A 20664-nucleotide genomic window follows, 5' to 3' on the forward strand; every position below is an offset into this window, starting at 1 on the left:
CAATACTATGCATGATTTAGACAGATTAAAAATGTTGATCGGATTGTACCAGAAGGAAGCAAGGGACTTGAAAAAGTTAATTTCTATCAGCATTAAGGAATGGGAGTATATGATGGCAGATCATTATGCACAAAGGTTGCGACAGGTCAATAGGGAGTTACAGATATTGCAGACAATCCTTGACCCCGATTATGGTGAAAAACAGATCCTGATTAGGCAGATTACCCACTATAAAAAGAATCGCTCATTGGCGGGGCAAAAAAATTTAAGGGAACTTTACGAGCAGTGGATAGGAGATGCCGAGAAGAAGTTGGAGGGACTTAATAGTAATGTGAACCCAGACGCGCCCTTTTCTAGGGTTGTGGCTGATCTACTAGAGAAATTGAAACGGAAGGAAGTTCAAAAAGTCGTACTGATGTTCGATAGTGAACTGGATCTTGGTATCATAATTACCAGCGGTAGAAAGTTATACCTACGGATTCCCAAAATAAAAACTCTCAGAAATAGAAACGCTATCGGAAACCATCAGATCAGCCTTCTGCAGGGGATGGGGTTCCAATGGGATGCAAGAGAAACTTTGTTGTATTTGGGATTGGAGCTTAACACCTTAACCAATCAAGTGATGGAATTATTGTCAAAAATTGTGTTCAAAGTTTTCATATTCGAGGAGATGGGTGGTAAAAGCTACATCAGTTATCGCTAAATGAATGCTTATTCAGATAACCGGCGATATATTTATCTATATTGATAGCCTAATAGATATATTGTCTATTCGATATACAGCCTATTATTTCCCATGTTGGATTGAATTATAAAGTATACACCTCAGTATCCTAAAAATTGGCTTTATGCTATTGTAAAGGCAACAGAGTATCCCCGGAGGATACTCTAAACCCCATTTCTGGCAAATGGGACAAGAAAAGTAGGGCTCTGCCCAACTTCTGCTTGCTCTAGCTCTAGTGACTCGTCCTATTATAGGATTACAACTGTGTCGTAATCCTGAAATGCGTTTACAATGTTACTATTTGATAATAATTCCTCCATAGTCTGGCGGGGTTTCCATTTTGCTCGTGAACAAACTCTGGAGTCAAGTTTCCAAGACTCATGTGTGGGCGTTCCTCGTTGTAAAGTATAACCACAAAATCGAGCACTTCTTTACCCTCTTCCAAATTACTTAGATTGTAACTACATAGATATTCTAATTCGTACTGGGATAGGTTTACATATTACTCTTACCTCGATAACTTAAAACACTATATCTGAAATAGGCCATTGTTGACCATTTTTAAAAATAAGTTGTTAAGAATCAATTTCGTTGAAATCCAAAGGCAGAAATATCTCAAATAATTTACTATTTTTAACAACTATGAACCGTATCAAAGAAGTGTTGGACGAAAAAGGTATAAAGCAAACTTGGCTTGCAGAGAAGTTAGGTAAAAGCTTTAATATGGTGAATTCTTATGTTCAGAATCGACATCAACCAAGTTTAGAAACTTTATACAAGATAGCAGAAGTTCTGGGTGTAAGTGCTAGGGACTTATTGATTGAAGAAAGGGAGGTTTCTAAAAATGAGTTATAGATTTTCAATGACCGGAGCATCTCTTCTAGTTTCAGAATTTGTTCATTTGGCGGAACAACTTAGTGATGTGGATTATGAAATAGGAAGGCTTTCAAGTGAGAATTTGGATCGAGATCGAGCAGGTACCAGGAAAAGAGAATTTGGCGAGTTGAAATTGCGTCTATCGACTTTATCTAAGGATGAAATTAACTACTTAAATAGGGCAAGTTTAGAGCATCAACGGCTGGTTGCATTTATATCTTGTGTTCGTTTATATCGGATATTACAAGAGTACCTTGATGAGGTTGTTCTATATAAGATTCAAGCATTCGATTATCAATTAGACTCGATGGATTTTAATAGCTTTTTGTATAGTAAGAGTATTGATCATAAGGAAATTAATTCTTTATCTGAGATTACAAAGAAAAAAGTACAACAAGTTGTTTTTAAGCTTTTTGAACAGGCTGGATTAATTGATAGTGTTCGAACAAAAAAGCTGCAAGTACCATTTTTAGATTATGGCATAAAAACAATTATTCCTGAAACCGAACATAAATATCTGCTTAATATATGATTTCGGAACAAGAGAAAATTGTTGAAAACTTCAAGGTTATTTTTGAAGTTACCAGTTCCTCCAAGTTTTTGAAGATGGAAGGGCTGAGTGGTGAAATTCCTTTTTGGATTGCGCCTTACGACATACAGTTTCAGGATTTTGCGGCAGAACAGTTTGAGCATCTTGTAAACAAATTAAAGCACCAAGGTATTGAAGTTCTTATCCTTGATCTTTTTGAGTTGTCTATTGAGCTTATTAACAATCATATCGGGCTGGATAAAATGTTTCAAGTAGAAAAAAAGAAGGATAAAATCAAATTCAAAAAAGCCCTTCAATCTACTCTAAATTTGCATGAACGATTTGTTCCTCTAATTGTAGAAAAAGTAAAAGAAGCCCAACCTAAAATATTAATGCTTAAAGGAGTTAGCGCAGTATATCCATTTATTCGGTCACATAATGTATTGAATAATCTGCAAAGCTCAATTACTGAAATACCAACTTTGATGTTTTTCCCAGGGGAATATAATGGTAGGGCACTGAATCTGTTTGGAAATTTGAAGGACGATAATTACTATCGTGCTTTTAATATTTTCGAGTATAAATTACAAAATTAAATTAACGATAATGGCCAATTTGAATTCATATTTTCTAAAAGATTATAATAGACCTATTGAGACTGTCATCAAGGCTGATGACACGGATCATATCTATGATGAAGTATCAGAATACGTAATTACAAATGATATATCTAATAAGATCGCTAATTTCTTCGAAGCGTATAAAGAAAAAGGAAGCACTAACGGTGTGTGGATATCGGGTTTCTTTGGTTCAGGTAAATCTCATTTACTAAAAATATTGAGCTATGTTCTTGAAAATAAGATATACGGTGAAGAAAGCTTGAGTAGTCTATTTGCAGATAAAGTAAAAGATGACCCAAAGTTGAAGGCGGATATTCTTTCTAGTATTGAAAAGCATCCTTCAGAAAGTATTCTATTCAATATTGATCAACAGGCTCAAATAACCAGTAAGTCAGATCAAAATGCTTTGCTGCAGGTTTTCTATAAAGTTTTTTTTGATCATCAAGGTTTTTATGGATTTCAGCCCCATATAGCGGAATTTGAGGCTTATTTGGAGAAGAACGGTAAGTATGCGTTGTTTAAAGATGAGTTTGAAAAGGAATTCGATAAGACCTGGATTGAAGCTCGTAAGGATTATGTAGACCCGTTAATTAATGAGGCTATTGCTATCGCTTTGGGTAATATCTATAACACTGATTCCGATAAGTATGAAGATTATCTTGATCAATGGGAAGATAAGCACCGTGCTTCTATAGAAGATTTTGCAAACAAAGTCGCTGACTATATAGACTCAAAAGGAAAAGGATTTCGATTAAACTTCTTTGTGGATGAGGTGGGGCAATACATTGCTGAAAACACGAAGTTGATGCTTAACCTACAGACCATAGCCGAGTCTTTGGATACGAAATGTCAAGGAAATAGCTGGGTGTTTGTCACTTCTCAGGAAGATTTAGAAAGTTTAGTTGGTGATGATCGCCAAATACAGAAAGATGACTTTTCTAAAATTCAAGGACGATTTAGTAATCGGATACCTTTAACCTCATCGAATGTTGATGAAGTGATTGAACGTCGCTTACTGGAAAAGAATAATGAAGGGGAGGTTCTTTTCGGAGATCTTTATGAACAAGAACACCCAAATTTAAGGACATTATTGACTTTTTCTGAAGTCGGCATGCAATTTAAATTGTATCGTGATGAGGAAGATTTTGTAAGTAAATATCCATTTATTCCCTATCAATTCGATTTATTTCAGCAATGTATTAAGTCTTTGTCTCGGCATAACGTGTTCCAAGGTAAGCACGCATCCGTAGGTGAACGTTCGATGTTGGGGGTATTTCAGGAAGTTTTAAAAAGTCTCAATACATTCCAGGTTGGAAACCTTGTCACTTTTGATTTGATGTTCCATGGTATTGCCGGAACTTTACGTACTGAAGTGCAAAATGCGATATTGTTGGCAAGCAATCAGTTGGAGCACCGTAGCAAACTGGCTATACGTATCCTAAAAGCGCTGTTTTTAGTTAAATATTTTGATAGTTTTAAAACTACAGCTCGCAATATTCAGATCCTGCTTACTGAAGATGTAAACATCAATATTAATGAGTTTGGTAAGGAAATAGAACAAGCCCTTACCCTGCTCGAAGAGGAAACCTATATCCAACGCCGCGGTGAAATCTACGAATATTTGACTAATGAAGAAAAGGACATCGAAGAAGAGATTAAGGATATTCGTATTGAAGATGATGATGTAAGCAAATACTTAGCCTCAGTCTTTTTTGATGGTATTTTGCGTGAAGGAAAACTTAAGTTTTTAGGTAATAAACAAGATTTTGATTATACAAGAATTGTAGATGGCTTGACTTTAGGAAGATCCCATGAGTTGCAGCTATCTTTTATCACTTCTGAATACAGTGAGTATAAGAACGATTCCCATTTTTCAGCGAAGACTTTATCGGATTCTACTTTGATGATGATCAAATTGCCCGAAGATAAGCGCTTTATGCGTGAGGTACGATCATTTTTAAAAACTGACAGTTATGTTCGTAAGAATAATACGAGTTCTAATACAGACTCTTATGCACGTATATTACGAGAAAAGGGATCACAAAATAGTCTTCGCAATACGAGTATAAAAGATATGGCTAATGATCTCATTGCAAGGTCTCAGATCTATATTAATGGTTCGGAGAATACGAAATCCTCGTCAAGTGATGGTAAAACAAGACTAATAGAATCTGCTCAAGATTTGATTAAGGTAGCCTATCCAAAACTATCATTGTTGGGTAATGCGGTGTTGGATGAAGCACAATTGCGAAGAATAATGTCCAGTAGTTTAAATCTTAATTTGTTTGGAGGCGATATCAGTACAGTATCTCAAGCAGAGCAAGAGGTGCTGAATTTTATCAACAGACGTAAAAATCAAAATGAGCGTACTACGCTTACCGATCTTCGAAGCCATTTCAACGGAAAGCCCTATGGTTGGCGTATGATCTCCACATTTTGCCTAGTTGGACAATTGTTTAAACGTGGAAAAGTAGAACCCAAACAGGCGACAAACATTTTGGATGATCAGCAATTTATGTTGGCTCTGGATAATAATCAACATTGGAATAATACGTTGATTTTGCCTCAACAGGATATTGACAGTAGTTACCTACGCCAATTAAAGGACTTGCATAAGGAACTTTTCGAGGATACAAACATTGCTACAGAAGCTAAGGAGATTGCCAAATATTTTAAGGAGAAAGCGGCGGAATTGATTACTGAAATCCAACGGTTATTGAACCAACAGATACATTTTCCGTTTGTAAAGAGTTTAAGTCCAATGCTTGACAAGCTGCAGTCTTTGACAGTAATGGATTACAATCAGTTGCTAACTTCTATTAAAGATTATGAAGATGACTTGTTAGATGCAAAAGAGGATGTGCTTGATAAAATTCGAAGTTTTATAAATAGCGAACAAGCCAATATTTATCGACAGCTTTCGGTTTTTTTAAGTGACAATAATAGTAACCTCAAATATGTTGAATGTGATAAGGAACTTGATTTGTTGAATGAGGTTCAACAGCATGAGAAGCCTTATGCAGGAACACTTATAAGAGATGCTAAGCAGGCTGTAGGTCTGTTGTCTGAACGTATTACTGACGCTCAAAATGAAATGCGTGCAGAGGTTATTCTTAAGCTGGAAAACTATATATCCTTATTAAAGGCTGATAAACTATATCAAAATTTGAGCTTAGAACAGCAAAATATGGTATTGCAACCTTTGCTGAATAAATTGAGGGATGCTCAACAAGAACGTTTTATTAGTGTTTTACAGAATATGTCCTATGGTATAGGAGAGTTATACAATAGACAATTAAATGATATTGCTCGATTCCAAATACCAACTTCGCCCACAAAGAAGACGGAAACTTACAATGAAAGTGATGTTTTAGGAAATACAGTCCGAGAGCCAAAGGAAGTATTTATCACCCTATCGACTACACTAAAGAAAGTGAAACCACCTAAAGCACATATTGAAACGAGTGAGGATGTGGAGGAATACCTTGGTGAACTGCGTAAAGTATTATTAGATCAGATTGCACAGCAACGTAAAATTAACTTAAACTAATACATGGATACAGTACAATTAAAGCGTTTTGCGCAAGAGGCTAGGAAAAAGCTCAGTACCTTGGTCGATGGTAAGTTGGAGGCTGTGTTAAAAGATGATAGTGGTAGTCTTCGCGCGAAGCAAGATACGATTAGACAGTTACAAACTGAACTAGAGAAACTTGGACGTGAAGCTTTGGTGGATAAAGTAGCCTACACTTGGTTCAATCGTTTGGTTGCCATACGGTTTATGGATGCCAACGGATTTCAACCCTTAGGTGTAAATATTTTATCACCTGCTGAAGGTATAGGCGGAAATATACCTCAAATTTTAAATGATATTCATGCAGGTCAATTCCCGGATGATCTTAAAATAGATCATCAATATATTAATGATGTATTAAATGGTGTTATTAGCTCCAATAACCCAGATAATACGATATACCGACATGTATTGATCGCTGTATGTAATGATTTGCATCGGATATTCCCGTTTTTATTTGAGCGAATTGACGATTACAGTGAATTATTATTACCAGATGACCTGACATCACCATTTTCTATATTGGCAGATATGGTTGCAGGTATGTCGGTGTCCGATTGTGCAGAAGTTGAGATTATCGGCTGGTTGTATCAATTCTATATTTCAGAAAAAAAGGATGAGGTGTTTGCAGCGGGCGGAAAAGTAAGAAAAGAAGATATTCCTGCACGTACACAATTATTCACACCTCGCTGGATTGTGGAGTATATGGTTCAGAATACAGTTGGTAAATTGTGGTTGCAAAACAATCCGCAATCTAAACTGAAAGAGCATATGCCCTATTATATCGAGTCTGCAGAAGGTAGCTCGGCAGATTATCTACAAGTTGATTCAGTCGAAGATATTAAATTATTGGATCAAGCCTGCGGAAGTGGCCATATTTTGGTTTATGGTTTTGAATTGTTGGCGAAAATCTATGAAGAAGAAGGATATGGCGCATCAGAAATACCAACAAAGATTATTGAAAACAATTTGTATGGTTTAGAAATAGATGATCGAGCTGCTCAACTAGCAGCGTTTGCGATCACGATGAAAGCGAGACAATATTATCGTAGGTTCTTTCGAAAAGCAGCGGTGCCTCAAATCATATGTTACCAAGACATCAAGTTTTCTGAAGAGGATGTGATTGGTATCTTAAGCGATTATAGTATAGAAAATAAAGAAGCATTCAAGTATGATCTTCAAACCTTAGAGCAGGCTACCAACTTAGGATCCTTAATCCAACCCCATACGAGTCTACCTACATTAAAAGCTATTGAAAAACAGTTAGCAGATGAAGGCGAGTCGAGTGATGCATTCAAGCAACAGATACAGATAAAGTTAAAGAATTCATTACAACAATTGGTTCCTTTAGCAGAAAAATATCACTGTGTGGTAGATAATCCACCATATATGGGCGGTGGGAATATGAATCTTGTATTAGGGGATTTTGTGAAAACTAATTATCCAAAATCCAAAGCTGATTTAATGGCTTGTTTTATGGAAGCCGGTATTGCCGCGTTACAATCGAAAGGTTTGTTAGGTATGATTAATCAACACACGTGGATGTTTTTAAGTTCTTATGAAGAATTGCGTAAAGATTTGATTGATACCGTGCATTTCGATACACTTTTGCATTTGGGACCTCGTACATTTCCTGAAATTGGTGGTGAGGTGGTACAGAATGCTGCTTTTACTTTTTTGAATTGTCAAAGTTATTGTAAGGGGACTTATTTGAGATTAGTTGATTTTGATAATTCTCATTTAAAGAAAGAAAAAACTTTAGAAGTTATACAAAAATTAAATTCTATATTATTATTTAATGCCAACCAAAATGACTTTAAGAAAATTCCTGGCAATCCTATTGGGTATTGGGTGGGTATAGAAACGTACCTCTCCTTTGAAAACCTAAATGCATTGTCAAAAGATTTTAACGTTAAGTCAGGAGTAATGACGGGGAATGATGATAGGTTTTTAAGATACTGGAGCGAAATAAGTTTTACATCAATTGGATTTGGATATTCAGATATTAAATGCGTGAACTATCAAAAGTATCGTTTTTTTCCGCTTAATAAAGAAGAAGGATTCAGAAAATGGACTGGTAGATTCAAACAAGTATTACATTTAGAGAAGGAGGGAAATAATTTTTCAGATGTTACGAATCTCAACTACCGTTTAAGGGATTCAGGTCTTTACTTTAAAAAAGGAATTTCATGGGGAGATGTTGCAGGAGGCAATTCATCATATAGATTTCAAAATGAGGGATTAATTTTTGCGGCGAGAGCCCCGATGATTTTTACAGAAAATATTAATTTATTGGCTTTCTTAAATTCTAAAGTTTCTAATTATTTTCAAAACGTACTGAATCCTACACTTAGTTTCAATCTGAGTGATTTAGACAGATTACCTATTTCACCATTGATACTTCAAAATTTCAAAATTGAAGAACTTACCAAAGAATGTCTCCAAATATCTAACATAGAATGGAATTCAAACGAGTGCTCATGGAGTTTTATGAAAAATGAGTTGCTCCGGGACAAAGGACAAAACCTTAAAAATGCTTGCAACTTGTATAAACGATATTGGAAAGATAATTTTTTGCAACTCCATAGTATCGAAGAAAAACTCAATAAACAGTTTATCGAGATCTACGGTTTGGAAGACGAATTGATACCTAATGTTCCATTTGAAGAAGTTACTATTTTAAAAGAAGAGACGAAGATTATCGACAATCAGCTGGTGTTTCAAGAAAAAGAATTGATAGCGCAGTTGTTATCGTATGCTATAGGATGTGTATTTGGTCGATATTCTTTGGATAAGGAAGGGCTAATACTTGCCAATCAAGGGGAAACAATCCCGGATTATTTAAGTAAGGTAGAAAAGACGATTGATCAATTGCAATTTGTGCCTGACGCCGATAATGTTATACCAGTATTGGAAGAAGAATGGTTTGATGATGATATCGTCAATCGTGTAAAGGTATTTATCCGAGCTGTATGGGGAGAGCAATCTTATACCGAAAATATGCAGTATATAGAAGAGGTATTGGGTAAGGATCTTCGGAAGTATTTGACTAAGGACTTTTACAAAGATCATATTAAGCGGTATAAAAAGCGTCCTATCTATTGGCAGTTTTCATCACCGAAGGGGCATTTTAATGTGCTTATCTATATGCACCGCTACACGCAGGATACACTTAATCATATCTTGAACTCTTATTTACGTCCCTTTATGGAGAAGGTACGTAATGATATTGCGCGACAACAAGATATCATTGTTACCGGATCGGCATCTGAACAAGGTAAAGCACACAAGCGCCAAGGTAAATTACGAGATATATTGCGAGATTGTGAAGCCTATGAACATGATATTTTGTATCCTTTGGCTGGCGAACGTACCAGCATAGATCTAGATGATGGTGTATTGGTCAATTATAATAAGTTTGGGCATGCCATAGCCCCAGTAGCTGGGCTAAATGATGTCAAAACAAAAAATAAAGTAAAGGGATTTGATTGGATAGATACAAGTACGATTAGATGAAACAGGTAGATAAAACTTACAAAAAGCTGATCGAAGATATTGGTGTTACGCTTCAAGAGAAACGTGAAAACGCTGCTATAGCTGTAAATCGCGAGCTGGTTGCTGCCAATTGGGAGATCGGTCGACATATTGTTGAATTTGAACAACATGGAAAAGAGAAGGCTGAATATGGTAGCTCGCTACTTACCAATCTCTCTAAAGATCTAAGATTGGCCTATGGCAAGGGTTTCGGTAAGAGTAATCTATATTTATGTCGGCAGTTTTATCTTCAATATCCAATTTTCCAGACAGTGTCCGGAAAATTGAGTTGGAGCCATTATGCGGAGTTGCTGACTGTTTCTGACGACCTTGCTCGAGCCTTTTATGAAAAGCAAACAATTGCCGAAAATTGGGGTGCACGGGAAATGAGACGGCAAATAAATGCCTCATTATTCGAAAGGCTAGCGCTCAGTAAAGATAAAGAACAAGTTTTGGCTCTGTCAGAGAAAGGCCAGCTTATAGAAGGTGCTAGCGATATCATCAAAGATCCCTACATATTTGAATTTCTTGGATTGCCGGAAGAGCAACTGGTTAAAGAGCGGCAGTTGGAAACTAAACTTATTGATAACTTACAGCAGTTTTTGTTGGAATTAGGCAAAGGATTCTCTTTCGTAGCCCGTCAATATAAGATCACTGTAGATAACCAGCATTTTTATATTGATTTGGTGTTTTATCATCGGATACTCAAATGTTTTGTCTTAATCGACCTGAAAACACAGAAGGTGAAGCATCAAGATATTGGACAAATGAATCTGTATTTGAATTATTTTAAAGAAGAAGAAAATACAGAAGGAGATCGTGAGCCTATCGGAATAATCATTGCAAAAGATAAGCATGAGTTTCTCGTAAAATATGCAACAGGCGGTTTATCTTCTAAAATATTCGTATCAAAATATCAGCTCTACCTACCCGATCAGAAGCAGTTGGAAAACAAAGTAAAGCAAATACTTGGTGATGATTAGCCTAAGTATTGATTTTATTTTTTATAAAGAGAATGAAAATAGAAAAGAGTTTAGAAAAATTATATAATCAACATCGTATCGTCGTGTGGTATGATCCAGAACAAACCTTTACAGAAGAGCTTGTGGATTTTGCTATGCCCAACGTTTCGGTGCTCAAAATATCTAATGATGAATTAGCCGTTAAATATCGCATACTGCATCAAGAACCTAAGCAAAAGTTTTTGTTATATATGCCCTATGCTAGACCAGCTGATGAAGATAATTGGTTGTTAGATATCGAATTGTCCCAGCATATCTTTCAGACCAATCAAGAAGCTATGTTACTTCAAGAATTGGAACTACCACTAGCGCAGCAGAACTGGATTAAAAGAAATCAGTCATTCTTTCGTAGTAAGGAAAGAACCGCAAAATTTAAACAATTAGTAGTAGCATCTGATAGCGATGTTGTATTGAATAATAAGTTGATCCAAGTTTTGTTTGGTTCTAATTCAAGTGATATTGATGATTTGTTGCGCGATTATACACAAGCTTTTGTTGAAGAAAGTATTAAAGAGTATGAAAGCAGTTTGCTAAAATATGATTTAAGCGATCATTTTTGGGAACAGATTATGAATCATTATGGCATAGATAATCCGTCGCAGCAATTGTATGATTTTTTGCTGCAGTTATTTAAATATAGCTTCAAACCATTATGTGGTGAGTCTCAGGTGTTGAATTCGGCTAAAGTTGCTCTCTCTCGGTGGAAAGATCTGCGATCTTTTCACAACAGCTATGATTCACTTTCTCATCGAATAAGTGAGGATCTGCAAATTCGTCAACTATTAGATTCCTTGGTGTTAGAAGATTTGCTGGAGGATGATTTATTCGAAAGCATAGAGAAATGGATCATAAAAGACTTGGTACAAAAAGCTGTTGATCGTACTTACAATACCCCCCGCATTCAGGAAGTTATTAAGAAGCGCTTATCCAAGCATTGGTTTGAAAAATATAAATCCTACTATTTGGCTATTGAAAAAGCTGTATCATTGATGGATCTTGTCGAAGAAATAGATTTGAAAGGCATTGATACATTAGCTGACGGTTTTAACTTATATACTCAAGCTTATTATAAAGTTGACCAGCTTTATAGGCAGTTTATCGAATTATTACGTCAGGTTGAACATGGAAGTGTGCTACAATCATTATATATCGAAATTGAAAGGTTATACACGAATAAATGGTTGTTAGAGCTGTCAGAGCAATGGCAGTATACCATTGAGAAAGAAAAGGATTGGTATCTGGGAGATAAGAGCCAGTTTAATTTCTACAAAAAAAATGTTAAACGAAAGTACTTGGATCATAACCGTAAGGTATTTGTGATTATATCTGATGCCTTGCGTTATGAAATTGGGCAAGAATTGCACGATGCCATCAATCAGCGCAACCGGTTTAAATCAGTTTTAGATTATCAAGTTACCGGACTGCCTTCCTATACGCAATTGGGGATGGCCAGCTTATTACCACATAAACGGCTGTCATTTGGTGATGGGGATGATATCTATATTGATGGATTGGCGACAAAAGGTTTGGCTCCACGGAAGAAAATCCTAACTGATATTGGGAAAGTAAGTGCAACTACTATCAGTGCAGAAGAGCTGGCTTCGTATAAAGTGAAATCTGAAGAAGCTAAGGCTTTAGTCCAAAACCATGATGTTGTCTATGTGTATCATAATATAATTGATAAGATGGGTGATGACAAGGTGACAGAAGAAAAAGTATTTGATGCTGGTAGAGATGAAATTGAACATTTGTTAAAGTTGATTCAACGTATAACCAGTTTTAACATTTCCTATATCTTGATCACTGCAGATCATGGTTTTATTTATCAGCATGATTCTATAGACGAATCTGATTTTATAGATGCACAGATTTCTGGAACCATTAGTAAAAGCAATAGGCGATTTGTTATCGGACATGACTTAAGCTATAATAATACGGTATTAAAGTTTGATGCCTGCAATGTGGGTATTCACTCTGATGCAACTGTATTGATTCCGAAGGGTATGAACCGACTGCGGAGACAAGGAGCTGGAAGTCGATTTGTCCACGGTGGAGCATCTTTACAAGAGACTGTTGTACCTTTATTATATGTGTCTAAACTGCGAGAAGATACTTTGACCCAGGTGTCGGTGGATATTATTAATAAAAGTAATAATCGAATAACGACTAATATCCATCCAATAAAATTTTATCAGTCTGAAGCTATATCCTCTCGGTTAATTGGTCGTCAATTGAAGGCTTACTTTGGTATTGAAGAAAATGGAAAAACCCAAGTTATTAGTGATGTTTTTCAGCATATGTTTGATTCTGAGATGTCTCGAGCTGAGGATAGAGAGGTTTCCTACACCTTTAAGTTTTCTACCACTATCCAGCGACATCAGAATGTATGGTTGTTTGTCGAAGAACAAATAGCGGAGTCGACTCAGTGGAAACCTTATAATCAATATAAGTTCACATTATCGTTAGGTATGATGAATGATTTTGATGATTTTTAATTTCCTAGATTATGAAAAATTTGGATCAAAAGATTAATGCTGTTTTTGGAGGAAAGGTCGTTCGTAAAGATTTAACTCAAAAAATTAAAGGTAATGCTATAGTACCTAACTATGTGCTAGAATATTTACTTGGTCAATACTGTGCAACAGATAATGAAGAGACTATTCAAGCTGGCATTGAGACAGTCAAAAATATTATAAGCCAACATTTTGTTCATAGGGATGAATCGGAGTCTATTAAGTCTAAGATTCGTGAAAAAGGAACTCATCGTATTATTGACAAGATCTCCGTCAAACTTAATGATAAAGCGGACCGTTATGAGGCAAGGTTTAGCAATCTGGGATTAGTGAATATCCCGATCAATGATGATTTTGTTCAGAAAAATCCGAAGTTGCTTTCTGAAGGTGTATGGTCATTGATCAATATGGCCTACATGGCTGTTGAGGAGCGGAATACAACACCTTGGATTATTGAAAATGTAAAGCCTATTCAGATATCGATGGTCGATGTCGGGGAATACAAGGATCTGAGAAAAGATTTTAGTATGGAGGAATGGATAGACTTGCTGATGCAGTCTATAGGGTTGAATCCGGAAGAATTTTCACTTCGATCAAAACTGATCCAACTATGTCGCTTGATTCCTTTCACCGAGAATAATTATAATTTGATTGAGTTGGGCCCCAAAGGAACTGGGAAATCTCATGTATTTTCGGAGCTATCGCCTCATGGTATCTTAATTTCTGGTGGTGAGGTGTCAAAGGCTAAGCTTTTTGTAAATAATTCTAATGGGAATATTGGATTGGTCGGGTATTGGGACGTAATCGCTTATGATGAATTTGCGGGGAAAACTAAAAAAGTAGACCGTGGCTTAGTAGATATTATGAAGAACTACATGGCCAACAAGTCTTTTTCTAGAGGAACTGATGTGTATCAAGCAGAGGCGTCTATGGTCTTTGTCGGTAATACGGATCATTCTGTCTCGTACATGATCAAGCATTCTCATTTATTTGATGCACTCCCTAAGGATTACCATGATACGGCCTTTTTGGATCGTATTCATGCATATTTACCAGGATGGGAAGTTTCTAAGCTCCGTAATGATCTTTTTACTAGTGATTTTGGGTTTATTGTTGACTACTTAGCTGAGGTATTGAAAGCTTTGCGTAAGGAAGATCATAGTAAATTGTATCAACAGTATTTTACGCTCTCGTCGTCGATAACTACTCGGGATAAAACGGCCATTGAAAAAACTTTTTCGGGATTGGTAAAGATTATCTTTCCAGATCTTCATTTATCAAAGGATGATGCTAAGCTTCTATTGGATTTCGCTATTGAATCGCGAAAACGGGTAAAGAATCAGCTCATTAAAATGGACGAGACTTTCAATGATGACCCTGTTTATTTTGAGTACGTTTCTATGGATGGAAATAAGTTTGAAGTCCAAACATTGGAGGAGATAGAATATGGGGTTCCTAAAGATGTAATTTATGACGGTGACGCTGGTTCTAAGTTTAGTGCTAATATTGAAGTGAATTATGAAGAGCGACGGATTGATTCTATTAAATCTTCACCCAAGCTGGCGGGACGGACGGTGAATGTTCGCGAGAACCAATCGAATATTAGTTATGACAAGTTGTTCGGTGAATATTTAGTTGGAGCTAAAAGTATTGAAATTGTCGATCCTTATATTCGTATGCCTTATCAGGTACGGAATTTCATGGAGCTTGTGCGCTTGGTTTTGTCTAAGCGTGTGTCTGAAAATACAATCAAAATTCATTTGAAGACATTTAATACGGACGATAAAATTTCGGAGATGATTGATACGTTCGATGATTTGAAAGAGTCATTAGAGTCTATGGATGTAGATTTTACGTATGAATTTGATGATAATATTCACGATCGTAGTATAAGCCTCGATACAGGGTGGGTTATCGCTTTGGGGCGTGGATTGGATATATGGCAGCGTACTGGTGGTATGTTGGATTTTTCGGAGTACTTTCAGGAGAAGCGGATCTGTAAGGAGTTTACGATGTATGTTGTAGAGAAATAATAAAATATAAACCTAAATTATGAAATTAGACACATTATATTCACTAAGAAAGAATTTCACAATCATTGGATTGACAGGTCGTATTGGCTCTGGATGTTCTGAAGTAGCAAAAATTTTATCTGATAAAAGTTTTATCGATAAAATTGATATTAGCAAATGGAATCTTAATATGGATAATCCAGAAGATATCAAGAGCAAAATATGCTATGACTTTTTAAGGTTTCCTGGCAATTTTAATGCTTATGAAGTAGTTGAGTATAAGTCAATAATTTTATTACATCTGTTACATGAATCAATTGTTAAAGCTGGCTCAAGTGCTATTATTTCTTCAGTTATAGATCAAGTAATTAACGTGATTGGTCAAAATGGGAAAAGTGGTCATTTTGGTCAAATTTTTACTAATAGGTTTGATGTTACTGATAATTTTGATGAGCTTAAAGAGTTATTGAATAAAGATTCTCGCTGGCATACATATCTCTCAGAAATAGATTCTGATCTAAACTCTTACTTAAAACGTAAGAGAAGTAAACGATTATATGCATTATACTTTGGTTTATTTAAGCCATTTTCTGACAAGTTTTTCAATATACTATTCCAACAACATCCTACTAATCGGTCGAGGTTGCTGCATGATTTGGGAAATAATTTACGGTGTTACGGAACTGTATGGAATCAAGGAACAGAAAATATTGATACTAAACATATTTACACCGTAGCAGAAACAATAAACTCAATTATTAAACTTTGGAAACGGTATAATCCTAATGACGGTAAAACGAAAATCGTTATTGATTCTTTAAAAAATTCACTTGAGCTTATGTTTTTTAAAGAGAAGTATTCGGCTTTTTACATGCTATCAACAAATATGGTTGAAGGAAATAGAATTGAATCTCTTTCATTAAAAACAGGCTTGAAAACTGAAAATTCTCATTTTAAAGAAATAATGAAATTGGACGAAGCAGAATATTCAGGAAGTTCATTTACAAAAGGTGAATTTGGATATCCCGATATCGAGAACTGTATTCAAAAAAGTGAATATCATCTATCTTTAGATAGTACTGTGTTTAATTTAGATAGGCAAGTTGTTAAATTTTTAGCACTTGTCCAGCAACCAGGTATTATTACTCCATCCGCAGTAGAAAGGTGTATGCAGATCGCTTTCAATGCAAAATTGAATTCTGGATGTATTTCTCGACAAGTTGGCGCTGTCGTTACGGATAGTAATTTTTCTGTTAAGGCAATAGGATGGAATGACGTGCCTGAAAAACAATTACCATGTAACCTCCGAAATTTAAAGGATTTGATTGAAGATGAGGTTAAGAATCCGAATCATTTTTCTGATTATGAAAAAGAAGGCTTGGTGAAAATCAATAAGGATAAGAGTATTCCTTTTAAAGAGTTGGCAAAAAGTGATTTTTCAACACTTCATAACGAAAGTTTAGAAGGCAGAAATTGTAGTTTTTGTTTTAAAAGCCATCAAAACTCTTACGAATTCGAGAAAAATCAAGTGCATACCAGATCTCTACATGCTGAAGAAAATGCAATGATGCAAATCGTGAAATATGGCGGAGAACCACTCTTAGGTGGCAATCTTTTTACCACAGCAAGCCCCTGTGAGTTGTGTTCTAAAAAAGCTTTTCAATTAGGTGTGAGAAATATTTATTATATAGATCCTTACCCTGGTATTGCTACTAAACATATACTTAAAAACGGACTTGACCAAAATGATAATCCTGAATTAAGCCAATTCTATGGCGCTGTAGGAAGAACTTTCCAAAAGTTATATGATCCTTTTATGGCTTATAAGGATGAATTATTGTTATTAACAGGAATCTCACCTAAAACACCTGACGAATTGAAATCTAAAAAAATAGGAGACGTGTTATTATCTAAAGTAAAGGATAGCTCGGTTAAAAATAAGTTTAAAGAAATATTGGAAGGAGATGATTCTCTTGATGTTATTGCTGAATTAATTTCCAAAGGGTTGAAGGTTAACTAGCATGTTCCTTTAATTGATAAAAGTCGTTGATCCAACCAACGACTTTTTAACTTTTTGTTAGTCTTTGCGAGACTGTAGCCTAAACTGTGTAAATGGAATAATTCAAGAAGATTATTTATATTCAGATGACACGGTCATGAAAGAAAAGACCCTATTCGACTTTGAACGTTTCAAGGCAGAAATATTTTCCATTATTTTATTCTAAAGAATCTATATATTTACATATAGCAATTGCAGCTAAAATGTATGTCAAACCAGTGAGCGATTCGGGGAGTAAGGGAACAGAGTGTTTGTAAATGACTGAAAATAAGGTCGATGCTCGTAAGGTATTATTCCCCTACGGGCTACAAAAAGCGACTTCAAAAGAGTCGCTTTTTTAGTTTTTATCTAAGTGCCTAATACCAAATTCAGGAAACAGGCAAACAGATTTTTAAAGGGGCTTTCAATAAAATTTAATTCTTTAAAATTTTCGCTTTTTCCGCGTCAAATTCCTCCTGGTTTATAATTCCCGCGTCCAACAGATCTTTTAAATCAAATAGAGCCTTTTTCTTCATTCCCATATCCACATTTGATAAGGGTTCAGTGAACACTTTTTTCCCTGGAAGGACGGGCTCACCTTTTAGGGGATCGGTCTGTGCGCCGGCATCAATCAATAATGCCGTTATTTCATTAAATCCTTGCATATTGGAATAATCTATTGCTTTCTGTTCCAATACATTCGTTATATCTGTAACGGAGCCATTAGATAAGAGATACCGCAACACATCCTTTTTACCATAGGCAGCAGCATAATGAAGCGCAGTGTTGCCGGTAGCATCCTGCTTATCAATTGTTGCACCACTGTCTAAAAGTTGTTTGACCAAAGACAGATAACCCATTTTTGTAGCTGTATGCAGTAATGTTTCTCCTGCATAATGAGGTTCAAAACCAAGAATAAAGATACGCCCCCCTGTCCGTTCGATCAACCTTTCCAAATATTTACCGTCCTTTCCATCAAATGAGTCTACAGGACGTGCATAATCTGCAGAGAGGCCTCTTTCTAAAAATAAAGCGAGAAGCTCTTTTTGATTGCTATTACAAACATACCACACAGGAGAAATTCCCTCGGCAGATTCAGCAAAAATATCGCTCCCTTGCTCCAGTAACTTCTGAGCAAGAATACGGTTTCCGTTTTTTACTGCGAGCAGCAAGGGACCTTCACTTAAGTCATTCAGGATATTGACAGATGCACCATTATCCAACAACATATTGACAATAGGAACGGAGCCCTGTACCACCGCCAAATTTAAGGCCGTATTGCCCTCCTTGTCAGAGATATCTACACGAGCACCATTTTCAATAAGCAGCTGTACCACTGGCGGGTATTTTGCCTGCACAGCCAATAGTAATGGTGATTCAGCACTATTGTTCAATACGTTTACGTCTAATCCCTGTGCAATCAGTTTTTCAGCCATTTCCTGTTGCCCTGTTCGAGCTGTAATATGGAGCAAGCTATTTCCCAAAAAGTCGTTGATCAGAATATTAGCATTATTTTCCAATAAATAGACTGCTGTTTGTTTTTGCTTTTGTAACAGGGCAAAATATAAGGGGGTTTCCCCCCGATGATCCTCGTAGTCCACTGTGGCTCCAGCCTCAACCAGCTTTCTCACCAAATCCAAATAACCTCGATGCGCCGCATAATGCAATGCTGTCCGTCCCATTTCATCAGTGTAAGATACATCAACTTGATTTTTCTCCAATAATATTTCCGCTATTTTACGTTTTCCGCTTTCACACGCTATTATAAATGACTGAGACATAACAATTTTTTCTGCTTTTTTATTGTTTTAATAACCATTCGACTGTCTTTACCTTTATATTATCCTCCATAGCATAATCGACAGCTTTTTTATCCATTACATTTTCCAATTGAGGATCGATTCCTTCACCGACAAGATATTTTACTTTTTTATAAAGGTCTCGGGCTCTATTTTCATCGTAATTGAGGTTTACTTGACAAATTTTATGCAATAGTGTATTACCCTCGTTATCCGCATAACTGAGATCTAGATATCCTTTGTCCATAATTTCCTGTACAACTAGGAGTGATTTTTCTGCTAGCCAATCTACGCCTGTTTTTTCTTTCTGATACCAAAGTGATGCAGCTGTCAAATCTGCCCCATGTTCCAAAAGTAAGATCAGCACACTCAGATTAGTCTCGCTATCCGTATGCATCATGCGAAGGAATGCATTGAGTAGGTTTTCTCCTTGTTTATTGACGCTATGAAAATCTGGACTTCCATAATTGAGAAGGGGAACGAGCAGATCTGGATTAAAATGCCTTACTGCTGCATAATAAAATGAACTTTCGCCATGCCAATCCTTTAGCCCTGGATCTGCTCCCGCATTGAGTAATTTAATCACAACATCAGTTTTCAATGTATCAACAGCCATGTGCAGGGCTGTTTTTTGTTCAACATTGCCGATATTCGGGTCTAAACCTTCAACTAACAGCCAGTCTACGAGCTCGCTAATACGTTCATTGGACTGCATACGTAGACTACAAACTTTAAAAAGCAACGTTTGTCCATACTGATCCATCCGCTGCAGGTCGGCACCTGCCTCAAAAATAAGCTTTAAGAAAGGAATAACCACATTTTCCTGTAATGCATATTCCAATAAAGTAATGCCACCTACTTCTTCGTTGATATCATCTATCTGTGCTAAATAGCCTTTCATCCAAATTAAATGGGCTTCAAGCTGCACTTCGGATGCAATCTGAGGTTTGAATAGCGTATTAATCACGGATGTGCTAAAACGATCATAATCGTATAGATCAGTTGAGATTAGTCCTTTTTTTACAAAATGGTCCAAGACTCCGTAATGCTGGGCTCTAATCAATTGGCTAACTAAACTATTCAATTCGTAATCGTGAAAGTCAACTCTACTATTTGCTGCTGCAACAATCCGTTCCATCTCCGCGATTTCACCTTTACGTGAAAATTCAGCAAGCGTTCTTAATTCATTATTTGTCATTTTTTACTTCTGTTAATCTAAAGAAAAGAAATCCGCATGATTAAATTGAAAACGATTTAACTAGAAAAATAGTATAACAGGCACTTGATAATAACAACAGAATCACCATAAGCCTTTAAACTGCAGGAATATAAAAAAGTTACTCCGGAAAATGGAGTGGCTTTCAACTATATCAGATTGAAAGTTAGTCTATAATTGATTTATGCCAAAGGTCTGTAACAGGATGTA

Annotated in this window: 12 protein-coding genes and 1 pseudogene; 10 read left to right on the forward strand and 3 right to left on the reverse strand. The window is 36.1% G+C overall.

The features are described from left to right. Window positions 1-7: 7 nt before the first annotated feature. Window positions 8-703, forward strand: coding sequence for a hypothetical protein (locus tag B4Z47_RS14440; protein ID WP_070561025.1), 696 nt, complete (start codon window positions 8-10; stop codon window positions 701-703). Between the two features lie 307 nt (window positions 704-1010). Here B4Z47_RS14440 and B4Z47_RS24735 read toward each other — a convergent pair. After that, window positions 1011-1190, reverse strand: a pseudogene (locus tag B4Z47_RS24735) (integrase core domain-containing protein); the annotation flags it as partial. Between the two features lie 125 nt (window positions 1191-1315). Here B4Z47_RS24735 and B4Z47_RS14445 point away from each other — a divergent pair. The 9 genes from B4Z47_RS14445 to B4Z47_RS14485 are packed head-to-tail and all read left to right on the forward strand — an operon-like array spanning window position 1316 to window position 17421. Next, the gene (locus B4Z47_RS14445; RefSeq protein WP_254667628.1) at window positions 1316-1579 is read left to right on the forward strand and encodes a helix-turn-helix transcriptional regulator; all 264 of its coding nucleotides are present in this window, start codon (window positions 1316-1318) and stop codon (window positions 1577-1579) included. Continuing rightward, window positions 1569-2132 carry a BrxA family protein gene (locus B4Z47_RS14450; RefSeq protein ID WP_070561022.1) on the forward strand — a complete coding sequence of 188 codons (564 nt, stop codon included), beginning with the start codon at window positions 1569-1571 and terminating at the stop codon, window positions 2130-2132. Before B4Z47_RS14445 ends, B4Z47_RS14450 begins: the two co-directional genes overlap by 11 nt. Beyond that, window positions 2129-2725, forward strand: coding sequence for a DUF1788 domain-containing protein (locus B4Z47_RS14455; protein ID WP_070561020.1), 597 nt, complete (start codon window positions 2129-2131; stop codon window positions 2723-2725). Before B4Z47_RS14450 ends, B4Z47_RS14455 begins: the two co-directional genes overlap by 4 nt. A 10-nt stretch (window positions 2726-2735) precedes the next feature. Further along, a complete protein-coding gene (gene brxC / locus B4Z47_RS14460; RefSeq protein ID WP_070561019.1) occupies window positions 2736-6299 on the forward strand; it encodes a BREX system P-loop protein BrxC in 3564 nt (1187 codons plus the stop codon). 3 nt (window positions 6300-6302) lie between these two features. Beyond that, on the forward strand, window positions 6303-9836 hold the full coding sequence (gene pglX / locus B4Z47_RS14465; protein ID WP_070561017.1) for a BREX-1 system adenine-specific DNA-methyltransferase PglX: 3534 nt from the start codon (window positions 6303-6305) through the stop codon (window positions 9834-9836). Continuing rightward, window positions 9833-10837 carry a PDDEXK nuclease domain-containing protein gene (locus B4Z47_RS14470; protein WP_070561015.1) on the forward strand — a complete coding sequence of 335 codons (1005 nt, stop codon included), beginning with the start codon at window positions 9833-9835 and terminating at the stop codon, window positions 10835-10837. Before pglX ends, B4Z47_RS14470 begins: the two co-directional genes overlap by 4 nt. Window positions 10838-10869: 32 nt before the next feature. Beyond that, window positions 10870-13371: a BREX-1 system phosphatase PglZ type A gene (pglZ, locus tag B4Z47_RS14475; RefSeq protein ID WP_070561013.1), complete on the forward strand. Its 2502-nt coding sequence runs from the start codon at window positions 10870-10872 to the stop codon at window positions 13369-13371. 11 nt (window positions 13372-13382) lie between these two features. Continuing rightward, on the forward strand, window positions 13383-15422 hold the full coding sequence (brxL, locus tag B4Z47_RS14480) for a BREX system Lon protease-like protein BrxL (protein WP_070561011.1): 2040 nt from the start codon (window positions 13383-13385) through the stop codon (window positions 15420-15422). A 19-nt stretch (window positions 15423-15441) separates the two neighbouring features. Then, on the forward strand, window positions 15442-17421 hold the full coding sequence (locus B4Z47_RS14485; RefSeq protein WP_070561009.1) for a hypothetical protein: 1980 nt from the start codon (window positions 15442-15444) through the stop codon (window positions 17419-17421). 452 nt (window positions 17422-17873) lie between these two features. On the opposite strand, the gene B4Z47_RS14490 is transcribed toward B4Z47_RS14485, so the two are convergent. Then, entirely contained in the window at window positions 17874-19220 is a 1347-nt protein-coding gene (locus B4Z47_RS14490; RefSeq protein WP_070561007.1) for an ankyrin repeat domain-containing protein, read from the reverse strand. Between the two features lie 19 nt (window positions 19221-19239). After that, entirely contained in the window at window positions 19240-20436 is a 1197-nt protein-coding gene (locus B4Z47_RS14495) for an ankyrin repeat domain-containing protein (RefSeq protein ID WP_070561005.1), read from the reverse strand. Between the last annotated feature and the right edge of the window lie 228 nt (window positions 20437-20664).

This window comes from Sphingobacterium sp. UBA2610, from assembly GCF_002339225.1.
Lineage (GTDB): Bacteria > Bacteroidota > Bacteroidia > Sphingobacteriales > Sphingobacteriaceae > Sphingobacterium > Sphingobacterium multivorum.